Below are 17,770 nucleotides of genomic sequence, written 5' to 3'. Positions count from 1 at the left end.
TTCTAATGATAGCCCGGCAAAGCAAAAGCGGAGCGGTTCCTCAATGGGGAGCGGCTCCGCTTCGGCGTGAGCAGAGATATTCGCGGGGGTGTGTAAGAGAGACGCGCATGCTATACTAAAGCAAAGCCACCCTCACGATAACGGAGGAAAGAAGCATGCTGTTCGTATGGATCGCTTTATGGCTGATCGGCGTCGTGCTGCTCCTGTCGGATCCGCGCAAAAGCTCGATCCGGTGGTTGAGCGCGGTAGCGTTCTGCGGCGGATCCGGTGCGCTCTCGGCGGTGATCGGCGATTCGATATTGCCCTACGCAATCGAACAAGGCGCTAACGCCACCGTGCAAAAGCTGCTGGACGGCTTGCGAATCTTATCTTCGCTGATGCAATACTACGGCATGCCATATTCATTCGCCTTGTTTGCCCTATGCTACAATACGCCTGCCGCAGCCCGGCCGTGGATGGGCTATTCGGTTCCGGCTCTGCTCCTTCCGATCGCGGCCATGCTCCTGTTCGTCAAGCCGATTCATCCGGTCAGCTACCCGGTCGCGGCGCTTTGGGCGCTTCCTTACGTAGCGGCGGGCTCGCTGCTCGTAATGTTCAAGCGGGAGCCGACGCGTTCGCTGCGCCGCAATCATATGCTCGTCATTCTGATCGTCGTACCGACCGTCGTCTTCTGCGCCGTCATGAATTACGTGCTGCCGCTTCTCGGTTTCCGGGAAATGTGGCGCTATAACACGTGGATTATCGCGTACGCAGTGCTTTTGTTTCTGGTTGCCATTTTCAAATACGGCTTCATGGGCATTCAATTCCTGATCGAGAAAAAACGTCTGGACGTGACGATCCGGGCCATTACCTCGGGTACGTCGATCCTTAATCATGCCATCAAGAACGACGTGGGCAAAATGAAGCTGTTCTCCGAAAAAATCGCGGCTTACGCATCGGAAACGAACCAGACGGAGCTGGCGGCGGATATTAAGGTGATCCAGAACGCGTCCCGGCATATTCAAGAGATGATCTCGCGCGTTCACGAGCAGACGCAGGATTTGGCCCTCTCCATCGGCCTTCACCGGCCTGCGGAGATGATCCGCGAGCTGCTTGAGCAGTTGGAGCCGTATATACGCCATTTGGAAGTCAGGACCGAGCTGAAGGACGAGGTCGAGCTTTCGCTTGACCGCGCGCAGATCGCGGAAACGATCAATAATCTGATCATGAACGCGGCCGAAGCCATGCCGAAGGACGGGTCGCTGCTGCTGCGCCTGTATGAAACCAAAAAGCACGCCGTCATCGAAGTGCGGGACACCGGTCCCGGCATTGACAAGCGGCATCAGAAGCAGGTATTGGAGCCTTTCTATTCGACAAAAGGCGGCGGGGGGCGGCTCAATTTCGGCCTCGGGCTCGCCTATTGCTATAATGTCATGAACAAACACGGCGGCAAGCTGGAAATCGACAGCGAGCCGGGGAGGGGAACGGCGGTTTCTCTCTATTTCACCAAGAGAAGGAGAGGGTCGCATGGAACCCGTACGGGTGCTGATCGTCGAGGATGATCCGGATTGGCTGCGCGGACTCGCCGCCTATTTGGCGAAGGAGCCGGATATTGCAGTCGTTGCGCAAGCCAGTACGGCTGAAGATGCGCTTGCGGCCATTCGCGGGCATGAGCCCGACATCGTGCTGATGGACATTATGCTGGCCAGCAGCATGGAGGGGATTTGGCTGACGGAGGAAGTATGCCGAACGTGCACGGCCAAAGTGATCATGCTCAGCTCGCTGCGAGAGAACGACGTCGTGTTCAGCGCCTTCCAGGCTGGCGCGACGGACTATGTCGTAAAATCGGATTTCGCCGAAATTCCGGCGTCGATCCGCGGCGCCTATCTGAACCGCTCTTCGATACACGCATCGGTCGCCGAGCAAATGCGCGAGGAATTTAAGCGGCTGAAGCAGTTTGAGCGGCAAGTGCAGGTCAAAGAGGTGCGCGACAAAATTACGCCGGCGGAGCTGCAAGTATTGGAGATGATCGACCGCGGTTATACGCAGACGGACATAGCCAACAAGCTCGTCCTTTCCATCCGCACCATCAAGGTGCATGTCGGTAACGTCCTCAAGAAGCTTGGCGGCGGCAGCAGCAAGGACGCGGCGAAGAAAGCCCGCGACATGGGTTTTTTCGACGAGAAAGATAAATAGAGGGAAGCTCCGGTCTCGCGACGCGGAGCTTTTTTCGTGCTGGTGACGAGCCGGTAGCCCGTGGCCGTAGCTGCAGCCGGTAGCTCGCAGCCAGTAGCCCGTGGCCGGTAGCCCGTAGTGCGCAGCCATAGCCCGAGCCCGAGCTTAGCGGTACGCATTTTCTAGCCAGTGACGTCCAGCGCCGACCAGGGCTACTGGCGACCGTGAGTTAGAAGACGCAAACGTCTCTTATTTCTTGGAATAATCCGTTTTCGGGTAATATAGAAGACCCCAAAGGCTCTTAAACTTATGAAAGTAACCGATTTTCAGTGATTATGACGAATTAGGGGTCTTTTGCGTCGTTTAATTTTCAAAAAATGGACTGTCGGGCGGATTTAGCAGTCTTTCACGTCGTCTATAAAATCAACCTGGGTGACGGGAGGCATAAGGCGATCCTTCGAGCGATCCTTGAAACGATGCGAAGTTTACATACGGATGTCTGGTCAAAAATAATCTTCTGGTTATAATGGTTTTACATGCAATAAGCAAGATGGAAGCAGGGGGAGGAAAGCCGGTGGAGCAATTAACTTTGCTGCTTATTGAGCGGATGGGCATCCTGCTATTGATTACGTTCATCCTTACGCGAATCCCTCAGTTTCGGTATTTGCTTGACCGGCGGCTGGACTGGCGAACGGGGATTACGTTTTCCCTATTCTTCGGCTTGATTAGTATCGCAGGTACCTACGCAGGGGTAGTTACGACGGAGAACGGATTCGATTCCTCCTTTCTTGCGGTTTCCCTGCAGCCTTATGAGGCAATGGCGGATTCCGCGCTGATCGGCGTAATGATGGCGGGTCTGCTCGGAGGGGTTGCCGTCGGAACGGGCGCAGGCCTAATTTCCGGTATTCACGCTTACTGGCTGGGCGGCCTCACAGGTACCGCCGATGCGTTCTCTACGCCGATCATAGGGCTTCTTGCAGGGCTGGTGGCTCGTTTTTTCGCGGAAGAAAGAGTGATTGCCCCGGTGAAGGCTTTATTTATCAGCCTCTTCGCGCCGATTCTGCAGATGGGCGTCATTCTCATCGTCAACGAATCATCGTCTTCCGCGATTCGCGCGGTCGACTTGATAGGGATTCCGATGGTGGCGGCCAACAGTATCGGCGTCGGTATTTTCGTCGCCATGATTCTGGCTGCCATGAAGGAAGAAGAGAGGGCGGCGGCATCGGAGACGCAGCGGGCGCTTCACATTGCGGAGATGGCGCTACCCTATTTGAAACGGGGCTTGACCTTCGAGACGGCCGAAGCGACAGCCAATATTTTACGCCGGGAGCTTGGCGCCGCAGCTGTAGCCGTAACGGATACGGAAAAAATCTTAGCTTACGTGGGGCTTGGCACGACGCGGCACGTTCAAGGCGAGCTCATGGTTACGGAGCTGTCCCGGCTGGCCATTCAAACCGGCGACATTCAAATCGCCGCCAAGAAAGAGCAAATTCAACCGCATCACCCCGCCATCGGCGCAGCCATCATCGTGCCGTTCCGAAGCGGCGGACAAGTTGCCGGGCTCATGAAACTGTACTACCCGAGCGTACGTCAGATCCGCCCGGTGGAGGAGGCTTTTGCCAAAGGGCTGAGCAAACTGATTTCCAATCAGCTGGATATCGCGATGGCCGAGCAGCTGAGGAGCTTGATGAAGGATGCGGAACTAAAGGCGCTGCAGGCGCAAATCAATCCGCACTTTTTGTTCAATACGCTGAATGCCATCGTCACGTTGATTCGCGTCAAGCCGGAAGAAGCCAGGCGAGTCACGGTACAGCTAGGGAATTACATGCGGATGAACTTAACGATGACCCAATCGCCGCTCGTCCCGCTGTACAAGGAACTCGAGCATTTGCAAACCTACCTTGGTATCGTCAACATTCGGTTTGAGGATCAGCTGTATGTCGATTGCCAATGCGAACCCGGATTGGAGGGCGCTGTCATCCCGCCGTCCACGCTTCAGCCTCTGGTGGAGAACTGTATTCATCACGGTTTTAAGGGGAGGACGGACAGAGGCGAGATTCACGTTTTGCTGCGGCGGAGAGAGAACGGGGTTCATATCGCAGTCAGCGATAACGGGAACGGATTTCCGATCAGCCTATTGGAAACATTAGGGCAAACGCCGGTAACAGGCAGCGAAAGTACAGGTTTAGGGATCTATAACGTCAATCGCCGGTTGACCAGCCTGCTTGGGCCGGAGGCAGGCTTGATATTCACCAATCCTCCGGGCGGGGGTGCCCGCATGGAGTGTACGATCCCTTATCCAGACGAAAGGTGTGAAGCTGCGAATGAAGGTTATGATTGCCGAGGATGAAAGGTTGGCGCGCGAAGAGCTCATTTACTTGCTGTCTCAGGAGCGGGATGTCGAGCTTCTTCCGGCCGCAACGAACGGTGTGGAGCTGCTCGAGCTGGCGGATGCGCACAAGCCGGATGCAATCTTTCTGGATATCCATATGCCGGGGCTGGATGGGGTGCAGGCTGCGAAGAGTCTGATGAACCTCGATCCGAGACCCTTTATTGTCTTTGCAACGGCTTACGAGCAATACGCCGTAGAAGCGTTCAAGCTTGAAGCGGCCGATTATTTGTTGAAGCCGTATGACGAGGAGCGTCTTCGACAAACCCTGCAACGGATCCGCAAAATGCGGGCAGCACCTGGCGATACCGTGAAGCCGTCCGTTTATGCAGCGGTGCCCGCGCAAGCGCCTGCCATCAAAACCTCCTTATTTGCAAACAAACCGAAATTATTGGTAGATGACGGCAGCCGCATGGTCGTTGTCGATCCGGCGAGAATCGGCTATGCCGTTAAAGAAGAGAAACTGACGCTGATTCATCTGGAGGGCGGGCAGACGCATACGACGAGACAGACGCTTCAAGAGCTGGAGGAAAAGCTGATCGGGCATTCTTTTTTTCGAACCCATCGCAGCTATCTGGTCAACCTCGACTTCATCGACGAAATCGAGCCTTGGTTTAACGGTGCTTATAACGTCATCCTGAAGGACGCCAAGCGCAGCCGGATTCCTTTGTCGCGGGTGGCGGCCAAGGGGCTGATCAAACGGCTGGAAGGCAAGTAGACAAGCCTGAACGGCGGTTCGGGCTTGTTTTTTTGAGATTGAGGAACGATTTATGACATTTCGCGCCGAGAATCGCATGGAATCGGAGCACTCGTGCTACTATAATTAAGCGCTTACAAAGTGGTGCTATCGAAATGGATTAGATCGTTTAGGAGGGAAATGATGAAGGAACAATCCGGGCAGACTCCTTACAGCGACATCGTGAAATCTGAATTATTCCAGAGGCTGATGGCAAAGAAAAAGCGGTTTATTTTACCGATGGCTATTTTCTTCTTGGTGTTTTATTTCATCCTTCCGATTATGACTTCGTACACGAAGGTGCTGAATGAGAATGCAATAGGCTCGATTACATGGGCGTGGGTGTTTGCTTTTGCGCAGTTCGTCATGACCTGGGTGCTATGCTCGTTATATTCGCGTAAAGCGGCCGAGTTCGATGCGTTGTCGGAGCAAATTAAGGCGGAATCGAAACCAAGCGAACGAAAGGCGGGATAATCGATGAACACGGCATTTCTATTATTTCTGGCCATCGTAGCGGGGACGCTTGTCATCACGTATTATGCGGCTAGGAAGACGAAAACGGCCAGCGAGTTCTATACGGCCGGAGGCGGCTTGACCGGCTGGCAGAACGGGCTTGCCATCGCCGGCGATTATATGTCTGCGGCTTCCTTCTTGGGAATAGCCGGGATGGTGGCGCTCTATGGTTTTGACGGGTTCTTCTACAGCATCGGCTTTCTTGTCGCTTATCTCGTCGTGCTCTATTTGATTGCCGAGCCGCTGCGCAATTTGGGTAAATATACGATGGCGGATATGATCGCGGCACGGTTCGACGACAAGAAGGTGCGGGGGGTCGCCGCGCTGAATTCGATTACGATCTCGATCTTCTATATGATCGCCCAATTGGTCGGAGCGGGAGCGCTGATCAAGCTGCTCCTCGGACTGGACTATACGACCTCCGTACTGATCGTCGGCCTCCTTATGACGGTTTATGTGGTGTTCGGCGGGATGACGGCGACGAGCTGGGTGCAAATTATTAAATGCGTCCTGCTGCTGGCGGGTACATTCATCATTTCTTTGATCGTATTCGCTAAATTCGATTTCAATATCTTTCATATGTTCGAGCAGATGCGTACCGCAACGCCCCTCAAGGAAGCGTTCCTGAATCCGGGGAACAAGTTCAAGAACGGGCTGGATACGATATCGCTCAATCTGGCGCTTGTTTTAGGCACGGCGGGGCTTCCGCATATCCTCATTCGTTTCTTTACCGTGAAAGATGCCCAAACCGCCAGAAAGTCGGTTGTTGTCGCGACATGGATTATCGGGCTGTTTTATGTGATGACGGTGTTCCTAGGTTTTGGAGCGGCTGCATTCGTCGGCAACGATGTCATCATAAATGCGAATGCGGCAGGCAATATGGCGGCACCTCTTCTTGCCAAAACGCTCGGCGGGGACTTCCTGTTCGCATTCGTTTCGGCTGTGGCCTTTGCAACGATTCTTGCCGTAGTTGCAGGCCTCGTCTTATCCGCAGCTTCGGCATTCGCCCATGATTTCTACGGCCACATCGTCCGTAAGGGGAAGGCGTCGGAGAAGGAGCAGGTTCGGTCCGCGAAGCTGGCATCCGTCGGCGTGGCGCTCATTTCCATTGTGCTGGCGCTGTTCGCCCAGAAGATGAACGTAGCTTTCCTGGTTGCGCTGGCATTCGCCGTTGCGGCAAGCGCCAATCTGCCGGTGCTCGTGTTCACCGTGTTTTGGCGGCGCTTCAATACGGCTGGAGCCGTGACAGGCATGCTTGTCGGCTTGATCGGCGCTTTGGCGCTGGTCATGATCAGCCCGAACGTATGGGATCCGGTGGCCGGCAAGGCGATTTTCGTGGGTACGCCGCTCATTTCCCTTACCAACCCGGGCATTATATCCATCCCGCTAGGGTTTGCAGGAGCCTTCGTCGGCACCTTGCTCTCCACCAAACGGGATGATAAGAAGTACGATGAAATCATGGTGAGAGCCAATACGGGAATGCAGGAAGTACATTGATTCGGGAATTATGAGGTTTGGGGCATGCTTCGACTGCTGAATTCACAGAAAAAGAAGCTTCCATTGCCACTTTGATAGTGGTTTTGGAGGCTTCTTTGTTTGTCTTTATGGGACGGGCACATTCGGTTCCGCTCATATAACGACAGCCTTTTTCGTTCTATATAAGTTGAACCAATGAATGGGGAGTCCATTTCATTCCGAAAGGGATTGCCTTGCCGCTTCAAACATCTTGTTTTGCGTTTCTCTCATTGGATGGGCCTTCGGAAGGGAGAAACGCAAAGCCAAAACTCGCTGCAAGGCAATTCCCTTTCTCCATTTCATTCTGTCTCCCTTATCTATTAGTTCAACTTATATAGCCAGATTATTTCCGAACGGTAAACTCCTGCCAATGCGACGTTCATGGATGTATCTTTCACTTGAATCGTTTTGACGATCCGATAACGTCCTTCCTCGAGATCGGGAAGGTGAACGGAATGCACATATAGAGTCCCCGGCTTAACATAAATGGCTATCGCATCAAAGAGTGCATCGAATGTTATTTTCCGCCATTTGCCCGTGTCCAATTTTTCGATCTGATAATATTTCCCTGTCACTAGGGTGGTAGACCCCGCATTTTTGACCGTCATAATCAATTCATCGCCTGGTTTGTATTCGCTACTGCCGATGAACAGTCCGGCGTTTAAGGTCAGCTCGGGGCTGCTTTGCTTCGGGTCTTTCGGGACGACGATCGTCCTTGTTGCCGTATCCTCTACCGTTCCATCCTCTCCCAGCAGCTCGGCGCTTACCACATAGATAGAGTCATCCTCATCCGGTAAACGTTCGGGAAACAAGTTCAATTTCCAGAGCGCATTCTTTGTCAGTGTACGTTCCTTCAGAAGAGCCGTTCGCTGGAAGTCCGTACCGCGCTTCGTCAGCTGAAGACGCATTTTCAAATGTGCGGGGGGAGCTTGATCGACCCGAACCTGAAGCTCCGTCCCCGGATGGTGAACAGGGAGTACCGTGAACCGGATGGAGCCCTCCCCAGCCGTTTCATTCGTTTCTTTTTGAGGTAAATGGCTAAAAGGGTCTTCGTTTCCGCTGCTCTTACGGAACCATTTGCCCGTAGGTTCGCCATACTCGGAAGGCTTCAGCTGCGGCACTTCGGGTTGTTCCGGCTCGTTTGGCGGGGGAGCAGGCTTAGACGGGTCACCGACCGCGGAGGGCCGGAAGGAAGGAATCGGCACGGAACGGCCGCTCCTGTCGGATGCATCGTATGCAGGTTCATTAGCGAAGCCCGAAGTAAGAATCAAGGCGAGTAGGATGACGATGGAAATATTCAAGGCAATAGCCTCCTGTTCATCAATGCCTGCCTTCCATTTCGACGCTGAGCTGCTTCAGAAGATGGTTGCTCTCGGTATAGGTTATCGCTGCCGCTCCATCGGGAAACGCCACACGAATCCGGAACTGTTCGTTGCCGTCCTGGGCGGAGAGCCGCTCCGCCTCATGGCCTCCTTGCTCGCCTGCCTTCGTTATATAAGGAAGCATCCCCTGAACATCCGTACCGGCATACCGATCCCGAAGCTGAGCGGTCCACTGCTGCGCGTCCCAAGAAGGGGCGTTTACGGTTGCTTCGCCCCCTCGCATCGCGTCCAGCAGCCGTTTGACCATTTCCCCGTCCGCTTCCTGAAGCGCGGCAGCCAGCAGCACGTAGAGGCGCTCCTTCTTGAAGAAACCGTTCTGGGCGTTCTTATCCTGTAGAAAGCGGAACATCTCTTCTTTCTGCAGATTGTTGGCAAACCAGTAGTAGTGGAAATCGTTCGGATTGACCTGATTGGTTTTCGGGATCAGGAACGAGCCGTCCGGAGATACCCGGTAAACCTGCCAAGGCTCGAAGCGCGCCGGATGCTGCAGCAGAAATACGCTGCTTCCGTCTCCCGATACGGTCATGACCACGGACAAGGGCTCCCGCTGCTTCCGGCCTGAGGGCAGGGTGCCGACCACGCCATGCCTGCTGGAGTAGTAGAAGGAGCCGTCATCGCTTTGCTCTCGTTTGAGGCGGTAGTAGAACGTATCTTTCACTAAAGTAGGCACAATTCTGTGCTGGGTCGAATTTTGGCCGAGCCTCGTAATCACGTCTTGATCTACATTCCATCGGATTTGGCCGAAGCCGCGTATTTCGTCGGGCCCATCTCCGTCAGACAAGTCGGGCAGAGAGATCTCTAAGCGATACGATTGCTGATCCCAGATATAAGAAGTATACTGCTGATCCGATGCATAGAAAGCGTCCGAAAATCCGTTGCCGAACGAAATCCCCGTCCGGCTTTGTTTGACTCCCCAATCCAGAGCCTGCAAATGGTAGCCCGAAGCGAAAGCGATGCCGAGCAGCGGGAGAACGGGCAGGAGCATATAGCCGCCTGTCATGCCCAGCCTAGATTCTTTCGCGACAGGAACGGGAGTCGGCGGAAGCGCAGCCCGGTCTTTTTTCAGCAGCATGGCTAAACGGCTCATGAGCTCCCGAATCAGCGCCGATCCGACGGCACTGTAGAACAGCATGACAAAGAAATAGCGGTACGGCTCGGCAGCGGTATTCATGAAGCTTACACAAAGGGTAAGCACGGCGGCTAACAAGGCGAGCCCTAACAGCCGCGTGAAGTAAAGCCGAAAGATGCCGGGCGAACGGGAGATCGCTTCTCCTAGCCCGATGTCCAGCAGCACGATGATATAGGGTGTCAAGGAATAGAAGAACAATAGGAGCAGCAGCAGAAAACCTAACGGCCCCAAAGCGGCCGCCGCCAGCATAGCTATCCCGGTTATTAAAGCATAAATCAAAGTCCAGCCAAGCATCCGGTTGAAATAGTAACATCCGCAGCTCCACAGGGAGACGGACTTGTTATGCAGCAAGCCGTTCATGCCTCCTAAATACATGCCCCGTATGAAGCTGAGAACGACCGCAGCCAGAAGGGAGCCGATAACCGTCCAAACCATGTTCGCCCCGGAAGAAGCCTGCAGAAAGGTGAGCGGCGTCTTGACGTCCTGGATGGAAGGCATCCATAACGGAATCGTCATATGGAAGGAAAAGCTGTCCGCCGATTGCCCGACCGGCGCCGCGAACGGGTAAACGGAAAAGCCGGCGTACACGCCAATCCCGATCAGCGCCGACAAGAAAACGTCCGCAACCATGGCAAGCGCGACTAGTTTGATAAACCGTCCCATTTTCGCCCCCTAATCGATCATATTTTTCCTTATGTATTGGACGCCGGCCCTCCCCAAAAAGTTGCTTTGGCGGCTATAAACGGATATTCGGAAATCACCCGTTTTCTTAAAGCGAACGGTTTCCCACTCGTAGTGATAAACGCCGAGAGCATGGGGGAAGACCCAAGAGTACTATATATGAAAAAAAGGCGAGGGGATGAAGGTGCGCAGATTACGATTGTCGGCGCTCAGCCCGTTAGACCCGGCGACTTATCAGGAACGCTTGAATAAATGCGAGACGGAACTGGCCGTCAAGCGCACGGAGCTCATGAAATGCAGAGGGGAGTTGAAAGCCTGCAGGGAGGCCGCACGTCTTAAAGCCGACCAAAACCGGCTGCGTAAGGCGCAGCTTGCCCAGCTGGAAGCCGAGCTCGCGCGGACGGAGGCGCAAATTAATTTGTGCCGCGAGGAACTCGAGCTGTGCGTGTTCGAGCTGTCGAAATGCAAATCGGATGTGATCGCATGCCGAATGTCGCTTTCTTAAACCGGCTGGCGAGAATCGGAAAGGAGGAGTCGGCGCGTTCGAAGTGGAGCCGCCGAACACCCGGGACTGTTACGCCAATCGGCAAAAAGGATCGGTTAAGCAAATGCCTGAGAAGGCTTGCAACTCTTCCGGAGCGTACGGCAAGCTGCAGGCGTTCCGTCGAGGCGTGCGGAAGAAAGCTCAAGAAGCTCGATGCGCAGGCGCTGCAGCTCGATACGCAGCTGACGGATCTGCGTACGGCGCTTGCCAAATCGCAGACGATATTGGCGGAATGCACAAAGGATTTGGCGACTTGCAAGCTGGCGCTGCTTAAATGCAAGGGCGATCTGGCTCGCTGCCGTCCCGCTTTGTAAGCTTGCCGAGCCCTGTAGTACTAGAAAAAGTTAGTACTTATGCATTCCGAGGCAATCCGTAAAATGGAAGATAAGACCTGGTCCTTATATCGCTGACGGCTAGCGCCCGGAGTTAGGGCATACCGAAGCGAAGGATCTCGAGGAGGCTTATCGATGAACGACTTGGTTCGGAAGCATTGGACATCGCTGCTCGGTGCGCTTTTTATCATCAGTGCATTCGTGTATTTGTTTAAATTTACGTTCGATCAATACTGGTTCACGGAAGAACTGAAAATCGGGTTGGGGCTTATTGTAGGTGCCGGACTTGCCGCCCTCGGCATGAAGCTGGCGATCGGGCGCGCCCGGCTGGCGGGCGAGATTGTATGCGGCTTGGGATCGGCGATCGTGTACGCGACGTTTACGTTTGCCGGTATTTATGATGCGCTGTGGGATGCCATGACGGTGTTTTTGTGCATGATGGCGGTAACGGTGCTGCTTGCCTGGGCTGCATACCGGTTTGGGCTTCGCACGCTGATTAATATCGTGCTCTTAGGCTCGCTTGTTGCCCCGTTGGTGCTGCGCTCGGAGAGCGATCAGGTATTTACGCTGTTCCTGTATCTGCTCGTTTTGAATACGGCCTTCTTCTTCCTGAGTATCCGCCAGAGCTGGACGGAGCTTCGGCTGCTGGCGTTTGCCGGAACGTGGCTGCTGTATGTCGTCTACTACGTGCATTTTGAGCCGGATGTGAGCCGGATCTGGAGCATGCCGTTCCGCTACGCAACCGCCGCTTATGTATTCTACCTGCTAGGCTTCGTGCTGTCGTCCTGGCGGGGCGGCAAGAAGTTCGATGGGCTTAACTTGTATCTCGGCTTCGCGAATGCCGTTATATACGGCTTATGGACAGTTGCGCTGCTGGACGGATACCTGCCGTTTGCTTACCCGCTCGCGGTTATGGGGCTGTCTTATGTGGCGCTAGCGTATGTCGTCTATCGGGTAACCCGAGACGCATACAGCATGCCGGTGCTGACCAAATCGTTCGGCGGCTTGTTCCTGCTGCTGCTGGCCGGCTCGCAGATTGGCAAAGGGCTGGAGATCAAGCCGCTGCTCAGCGTTTATTTCTGGGGGCTGGTCGCGGTGCTGCTCATAGCGGCCGGTCAAAAAAAGCGGATCGACGCCCTCAAGCTGGCTTCCGTCCTCGTTTGGTTCTTCGTGGGCTGTTATTGGATGGTCGTGACATGGGATACGCCTCGCGGAGAATGGTTCGGTGTGTATATTCCCTTTTTGAACTGGGGGGCCATGGCTTGGGCGGTGCTTGCCGGACTAGGCTTCTATTTCGCCACGAAGGTGAAAATGAGCGGCGGCGGCTGGAACAACCCGCTGCTTGCGAATCTGTACGCGGTGCTGAGCCATTTGATCGTCGGGGGACTGCTGACGGTGCAGGTTTCCAACGTGTTCGAAGAGTATCGCGTGGACCGGGTATTCGATTTGGCGCTTACGTTATCGGTGACTTGGGGTATTTATGCACTTCTGCTGTTTTTGTGGGGAGCTTACAGCAAGCAGAGGGTGTTTCGGGTGTTCGGTTCGGCGGTGTTGATTCTGATGGCGGCCAAAACGCTGCTCTTCGACCTGGCCGGAGAGGACACGATTTACAAGGTCATCGTGCTGTTCGCGCTCGGCGTCATTTCCTTGGCGATTACGTATATCAACAGCAGATGGATGAGCAAGCAGCCGCAGGCGGGATATTTCGTCGGGGGAGCGGCTGAAGCGGAGGCGCAGGAGGACATGAATGCGGAACCGTTCAAAGAGCAGCCCGAGCTTTCCAAAGCGCGGAGGGCGCTGATCGAGGAAGAGGAGGCCGCCAGGAAGGCGGATAGCTAGGGGAGTATTTTGGGTTTGGTCGTGCACCAATAAAAACAAAGGCCGTACCGCAGAGAAGTCTTTCTCCGCGGTACGGCCTTTATAAAATACGCTACAGCTTGAACCGGTGAGCCGCCTGCTGCAGCTCCAGAGCCATGCCGCTTATCGCTTTGGAGGCCGATTCGACCTCTTCCATCGCGGCGAGCTGTTCCTCCGTGAAGCCGGAAATCGTCTGCGCAGCAGAGGCCGATTCGCCGGCCATTTTACGCATATCCTGCAGCGAAGCGGCGACCTGCTGAGCGCTGGCCGACATTTGTTCCGAAGCGGCGGAGGCTTCCTGAATATGCTCGACGACCTGCTTCGTCGCTAGGAGAATATGCTCGAAAGCAATCCCCGAATTCGTTACGGACTCTACGCCGGTGTTGACCTCCTGATCGCTCCGGGCCATCTCCTTGACGGCGAAAGAGATATTGTCCTGTATCACGGCGATCAGCTCGGCCACCTGCTGGGCGGATTGGCTCGAACGCTCGGCCAGCTTCCGGACCTCCGTCGCGACGACTGCGAATCCTTTGCCGGACTCGCCTGCCCGAGCCGCTTCGATCGCGGCGTTAAGCGCCAGCAGGTTAGTCTGGTCGGCGATTTCCGTTATGGCCTGCACGATATCGCCGATTTGATGCGAGCGGTCGTCGAGCAGGCGAATGACGCCGGCCAGATCGTTTACCGTCGTGCGCAGCGCATCCATTTGACGGATGGACAGCTTGATCTGCTGCTGTCCTTGCTCCGCTTCGCGAGCCGTACTTTCCGATACCTCGAGAGCGGATGAGGACGTCTCCGCTATACGCTGAATGCCTGCCGCCATTTCTTCCATGGCATTGGCGCTTTCCTCTACATTCGACGCCTGCGTATGCGTGGCGGCGGAAATGTCGTGAATGGAGGAAGCGATCTGATTCGACGCTTGCGTGATTTCTTGGATGGAGGCGGACAAGCGGGCCGTTCTGCCGGAAACCTGATCGGAGCTTCCGCCGATTTGGTTCACGAGCTGCCGGAGGCTGCCGCGCATTTGCCCGAACATGCCGGCAAGCCGGCCAATTTCGTCATTGTTGCGAATGCGGAGCTCCGTCTCGGTCAAGTCGCCATCCGCGATGCGGCGGGTCTCTGCGGTTACCCGGACCAACGGGCGGGCGATATGTCTGGCGAACAGCAGCGAGAACAGAAACCCGACTGCCACGCAGGCTGCGAGCGTAAGAATAATCACCTTGAAAATATGCGTTTGTCCGGCGTTGTAATCGATCATGTAGGAGCCTGCGGCAATGACCCACTCCCACTCGGCAAAGTAGGCGCCGTAAACGACTTTCATCTCTTCCGTCTCGGAATTGGGGAGCGGCCACTTGTAGTAAGTGAAGCCGCCTCCGTCATGCACGGCGTGGTCGATGATCTCTTGAATGTAGTATGTACCGTCCGACGACTTCTTGTCCCATATGTTCTGTCCTTCGAGAAGCGGGTGCGCGAGAAGAACGCCTTTCTGGTCGAGCACGTAGAAGTAGCCGTTAGGTCCGAGATCGATGTTGGCGTTGATCGGACGTTTGCCGTCCTGTTTTGGCCCGAGCAGCAGGGATTTGACCCGTTCTTGCGCGTCTTCCTCCTTCATCGTCCCATTGCGGACCGATTCGGTGAACGAGTTTGCCAGCTCGACGGCAAATTGGACGTTATTGCGGATGTTTTTCTCGATTAAGGCGTCGGACTCCTTCTTTGAAGCGTCGTAGCTGACCGTACCGACGACGAGAATCGGAACGATTAATAGAAACAAGCAAGCGGCAAGCAGCTTAAAGCGAATCGTATTGGTAAAGCGGAATGACCGTAATGTACTCATAGGCATGTCCTCCTGCGGCAGCTGCAAATGATGAAGATTGGAGTATATCGAATACGTTATACGCGTTTTGCTTATTATAATGGAAAAACCTTCTAGCTAAGTCGGGGTATTACGAACTTTGTGTGAATTTGTCGCAAACGGCCTTGCTCGGGGTTCGGGGTTCGGGACGGCTTGTGGTAAAATGTTCGTAAAGTGACGAAAGGAAGGCGGCGGAGTCACGGGCCGCTTGGCATAAAGAGGGGGATTCGGGTGATACGGATCGGACTAGCCGGGTGGGGAGACCACGCGGATTTATATACGGACGGCTCGTCAAGCCGGGACAAGCTGAAAACGTATGCCGGTCATTTTCCGGTCGTCGAGGTGGACAGTTCGTTCTATGCCGTACAGCCTGTCCGCAATGCGGAGAAGTGGGTCGCGGAGACGCCCGCCCGGTTCGGCTTCGTATTCAAGGCGTATCAAGGGATGACGGGGCATTTGCGGGGAGCGCAGCCCACCCATCCGTTCGAGAGCAAGGAAGCGATGTTCCAAGCGTTCTGCGAATCGATTCAGCCGGTCGTTGCGGCGGGGAAACTTAAAGCGGTACTGTTTCAATTCCCGCCCTGGTTCGATTGCACCCGCGAGCATGTGAACGAGCTGCGCGAGGCGAAGATGCTGATGGAAGGATTGCCGGTAGCGCTAGAGTTTCGCAACCGGACTTGGTTCACGCCGGACATGGAAGGCAGAACGCTTTCCTTTATGGAGCGCGAAGGCTGGATTCACAGCATTTGCGACGAGCCCCAGGCCGGAATCGGATCCATTCCGACGGTATTGCAGGCGACGGACAAGAAGCTTACGATCGTGCGGTTTCACGGCCGGAACGAAAGCGGCTGGAATAGCGACGGGCGGGAGCGGCATAGCTGGCGCGAGGTCCGGTACTTGTACCGCTACAGCGAGCGGGAGCTTCTGGAGTGGAAGGAAAGGCTGGAGCGGCTGCAGGAGCAAACCGGGGAAATAAACGTTATTTTCAACAATAATTCCGGGGGAGACGCGGCCGCCAATGCCAAACAGCTGATGGCGATGCTCGGGATCGGCGACGAGGAACTCGGACCTAGGCAGCTGGACTTGTTCTGACAAGGAACGACAGCGCTTTCCATTCCGCTTGTCCTACTGTAGAATGAGAATAATCGATAACGCCCGAGGTGAGACGGGATGCGGCGAAGCAGGCTTGCGGCAAAAATGGTTTTTCTGGCATTGGTGCTGATTTGGTGCGTGCCTATACAGACGATGGCGGCGGATCGGATCGTCGTCTCGATAGACGGTCATTCGTTGGACTTCGACGTGCAGCCCGTTCTGATCGACGGAACGACGCTTGTACAGGTACGGCCCATTATGGAGAAGCTCGGCCTCGACATCGGCTGGGACGGGGATTCCCAAACGGTCAGCGGATCGTGGAGAGGGAGCCCTCTTTTTCAATTGACCGTGGGGAACAGGACGGCTTTAATCGACGGCGTGGCCAAGCAGCTCGAGATTGCGCCCCGTCTGATCGACGGCTATACGTTCGTGCCGCTGCGGCTGATCGGGGAGGCGACCGGACGGGTCGTCGTATGGAGCGGTCTGCAGCAGGCCGTGTACATCTATACCCCTCTGTCGGCATACATACGCGAGCAGCTGCTCGACAAGACAAAGCTCAAATACGAAGGCGAAACGCTCGGGAACGGCGTATGGAACGGGCAAGGGAAGCTGTACGCGGACGGCGTAAAGCTGTATGACGGCGAACTGAAGAACGGCCGGCTGAACGGATACGGCTTTTTGTACCGGGTAAAGGACGGCTCCCTCTTGTATGCCGGGAACTTTGCGGATAACGCGCCGGAAGGCGAAGGCGTTCGCTATTTGCAGGACGGTTCGAAATATACGGGAGCGTTTGCCGGCGGCAGGCAATCCGGAAGCGGCAGCCTGCTGGATGGGGACGGTTCCCTTCTGTTTCAAGGAAAGTGGAAGGACGACCTGAAGAACGGGGAAGGGGCTACCTACCGCAAAGGGAGAGTCATCGAGCAAGGCGTATATGTGGACGGCAGGCTGTGGGAGGGCCGAAGCGTCCGCACTACGTTCAAGAACGGAGACAGTGCGGTGGATGTATACGAGAAGGGAGTCCCGGCGAAAAGGGAGATGACCGACATATCGGGCAGCCTCGTATTTGCCGGCAAGGACGTGCCGGATACCCAAGACCGCGAGCTTCAATATGCCAGCGAGACGCAAAGGGTGACGTTTTATTTTCCCGCCTATTGGAGAGGTAAGATTGAAGTAACGGAGAAGGAAAGACAAATTACCGTTTCCTATAAAGCGCCTTCCGGCGAACGGGGGATGCTGGCCGAGGTTTATGTTTACACCGAAGATGAGCTAAGGCAATGGGGGGGCGAGGAGGAAATTCCTTATTCTTTGCTCGGATCGGCGAACGGGCGGTACTATTTCTATACGACGGCAAGCGAAAACCCGTTCGGATACGAAGCGGGGAGTGCCGACTCGGAGGCGTTTTTCAGGCTGCAGTTCGGGGTTCCTTACGTGATCGATCACATTCGATTTAACGAGACGGTACAGCATACTGCGCCATTGCGGCCGTATGAACTGCTATAATAGCTTTGCAGTTGCACCGCGATCTTCTTCGGAAGACGCGGTTTTTTTGCTTTTTCGGGTCCGCTTCATGGTTCGACTCTTTTGCCAATAAACACAC

14 protein-coding genes are annotated in these 17,770 nt (G+C 55.1%); 11 read left to right on the top strand and 3 right to left on the bottom strand.

The window, feature by feature from the left end; all coding sequences use genetic code 11:
- The first annotated feature begins 155 nt into the window (after positions 1–155).
- The 6 genes from ACKGJP_RS36135 to ACKGJP_RS36110 all read left to right on the top strand — a co-directional run bounded on the left by ACKGJP_RS36135 (position 156) and on the right by ACKGJP_RS36110 (position 7,289).
- Positions 156–1,541: a sensor histidine kinase gene (locus ACKGJP_RS36135; RefSeq protein ID WP_409343522.1), complete on the top strand. Its 1,386-nt coding sequence runs from the start codon at positions 156–158 to the stop codon at positions 1,539–1,541.
- Positions 1,507–2,175, top strand: coding sequence for a response regulator (locus ACKGJP_RS36130; protein ID WP_409343521.1), 669 nt, complete (start codon positions 1,507–1,509; stop codon positions 2,173–2,175). The genes ACKGJP_RS36135 and ACKGJP_RS36130 overlap by 35 nt, the downstream gene beginning before the upstream one ends.
- Positions 2,176–2,728: 553 nt before the next feature.
- Complete coding sequence (locus tag ACKGJP_RS36125) at positions 2,729–4,504, top strand: LytS/YhcK type 5TM receptor domain-containing protein (protein WP_409343520.1); 1,776 nt, start codon at positions 2,729–2,731, stop codon at positions 4,502–4,504.
- Positions 4,473–5,261: a LytR/AlgR family response regulator transcription factor gene (locus ACKGJP_RS36120; protein ID WP_409347349.1), complete on the top strand. Its 789-nt coding sequence runs from the start codon at positions 4,473–4,475 to the stop codon at positions 5,259–5,261. The genes ACKGJP_RS36125 and ACKGJP_RS36120 overlap by 32 nt, the downstream gene beginning before the upstream one ends.
- A 162-nt stretch (positions 5,262–5,423) precedes the next feature.
- Complete coding sequence (locus ACKGJP_RS36115) at positions 5,424–5,753, top strand: DUF485 domain-containing protein (protein WP_409343519.1); 330 nt, start codon at positions 5,424–5,426, stop codon at positions 5,751–5,753.
- A 3-nt stretch (positions 5,754–5,756) separates the two neighbouring features.
- Positions 5,757–7,289 (top strand): cation acetate symporter, encoded by a 1,533-nt coding sequence (locus ACKGJP_RS36110; RefSeq protein WP_409343518.1) that lies wholly within the window; start codon positions 5,757–5,759, stop codon positions 7,287–7,289.
- Positions 7,290–7,627: 338 nt separating this feature from the next.
- Here ACKGJP_RS36110 and ACKGJP_RS36105 read toward each other — a convergent pair whose 3' ends face one another.
- Both ACKGJP_RS36105 and ACKGJP_RS36100 read right to left on the bottom strand, forming a co-directional pair.
- Entirely contained in the window at positions 7,628–8,608 is a 981-nt protein-coding gene (locus tag ACKGJP_RS36105; protein ID WP_409343517.1) for an immunoglobulin-like domain-containing protein, read from the bottom strand.
- 19 nt (positions 8,609–8,627) lie between these two features.
- A complete protein-coding gene (locus ACKGJP_RS36100; protein WP_409343516.1) occupies positions 8,628–10,481 on the bottom strand; it encodes a hypothetical protein in 1,854 nt (617 codons plus the stop codon).
- A gap of 202 nt (positions 10,482–10,683) precedes the next feature.
- On the opposite strand from ACKGJP_RS36100, the gene ACKGJP_RS36095 reads away from it, so the two are divergent.
- From ACKGJP_RS36095 to ACKGJP_RS36085, 3 genes are all read left to right on the top strand, one after another.
- Complete coding sequence (locus ACKGJP_RS36095; RefSeq protein WP_409343515.1) at positions 10,684–11,004, top strand: hypothetical protein; 321 nt, start codon at positions 10,684–10,686, stop codon at positions 11,002–11,004.
- Complete coding sequence (locus ACKGJP_RS36090; protein WP_409343514.1) at positions 10,983–11,357, top strand: hypothetical protein; 375 nt, start codon at positions 10,983–10,985, stop codon at positions 11,355–11,357. The genes ACKGJP_RS36095 and ACKGJP_RS36090 overlap by 22 nt, the downstream gene beginning before the upstream one ends.
- A gap of 153 nt (positions 11,358–11,510) precedes the next feature.
- Positions 11,511–13,214 (top strand): DUF2339 domain-containing protein, encoded by a 1,704-nt coding sequence (locus ACKGJP_RS36085; protein WP_409343513.1) that lies wholly within the window; start codon positions 11,511–11,513, stop codon positions 13,212–13,214.
- 91 nt (positions 13,215–13,305) lie between these two features.
- Here ACKGJP_RS36085 and ACKGJP_RS36080 read toward each other — a convergent pair whose 3' ends face one another.
- Positions 13,306–15,063, bottom strand: coding sequence for a methyl-accepting chemotaxis protein (locus ACKGJP_RS36080; protein WP_409343512.1), 1,758 nt, complete (start codon positions 15,061–15,063; stop codon positions 13,306–13,308).
- A gap of 249 nt (positions 15,064–15,312) precedes the next feature.
- Between ACKGJP_RS36080 and ACKGJP_RS36075 the strand changes: the two genes are divergently transcribed.
- Complete coding sequence (locus ACKGJP_RS36075; RefSeq protein ID WP_409343511.1) at positions 15,313–16,173, top strand: DUF72 domain-containing protein; 861 nt, start codon at positions 15,313–15,315, stop codon at positions 16,171–16,173.
- Positions 16,174–16,251: 78 nt separating this feature from the next.
- On the top strand, positions 16,252–17,673 hold the full coding sequence (locus tag ACKGJP_RS36070) for a stalk domain-containing protein (protein ID WP_409343510.1): 1,422 nt from the start codon (positions 16,252–16,254) through the stop codon (positions 17,671–17,673).
- The last annotated feature ends 97 nt before the right edge of the window (positions 17,674–17,770 follow it).

Source organism: Paenibacillus litoralis (assembly GCF_046244365.1).
Classification (GTDB): domain Bacteria; phylum Bacillota; class Bacilli; order Paenibacillales; family NBRC-103111; genus Paenibacillus_V.
This window is presented reverse-complemented; position numbering and strand designations above follow the sequence as displayed.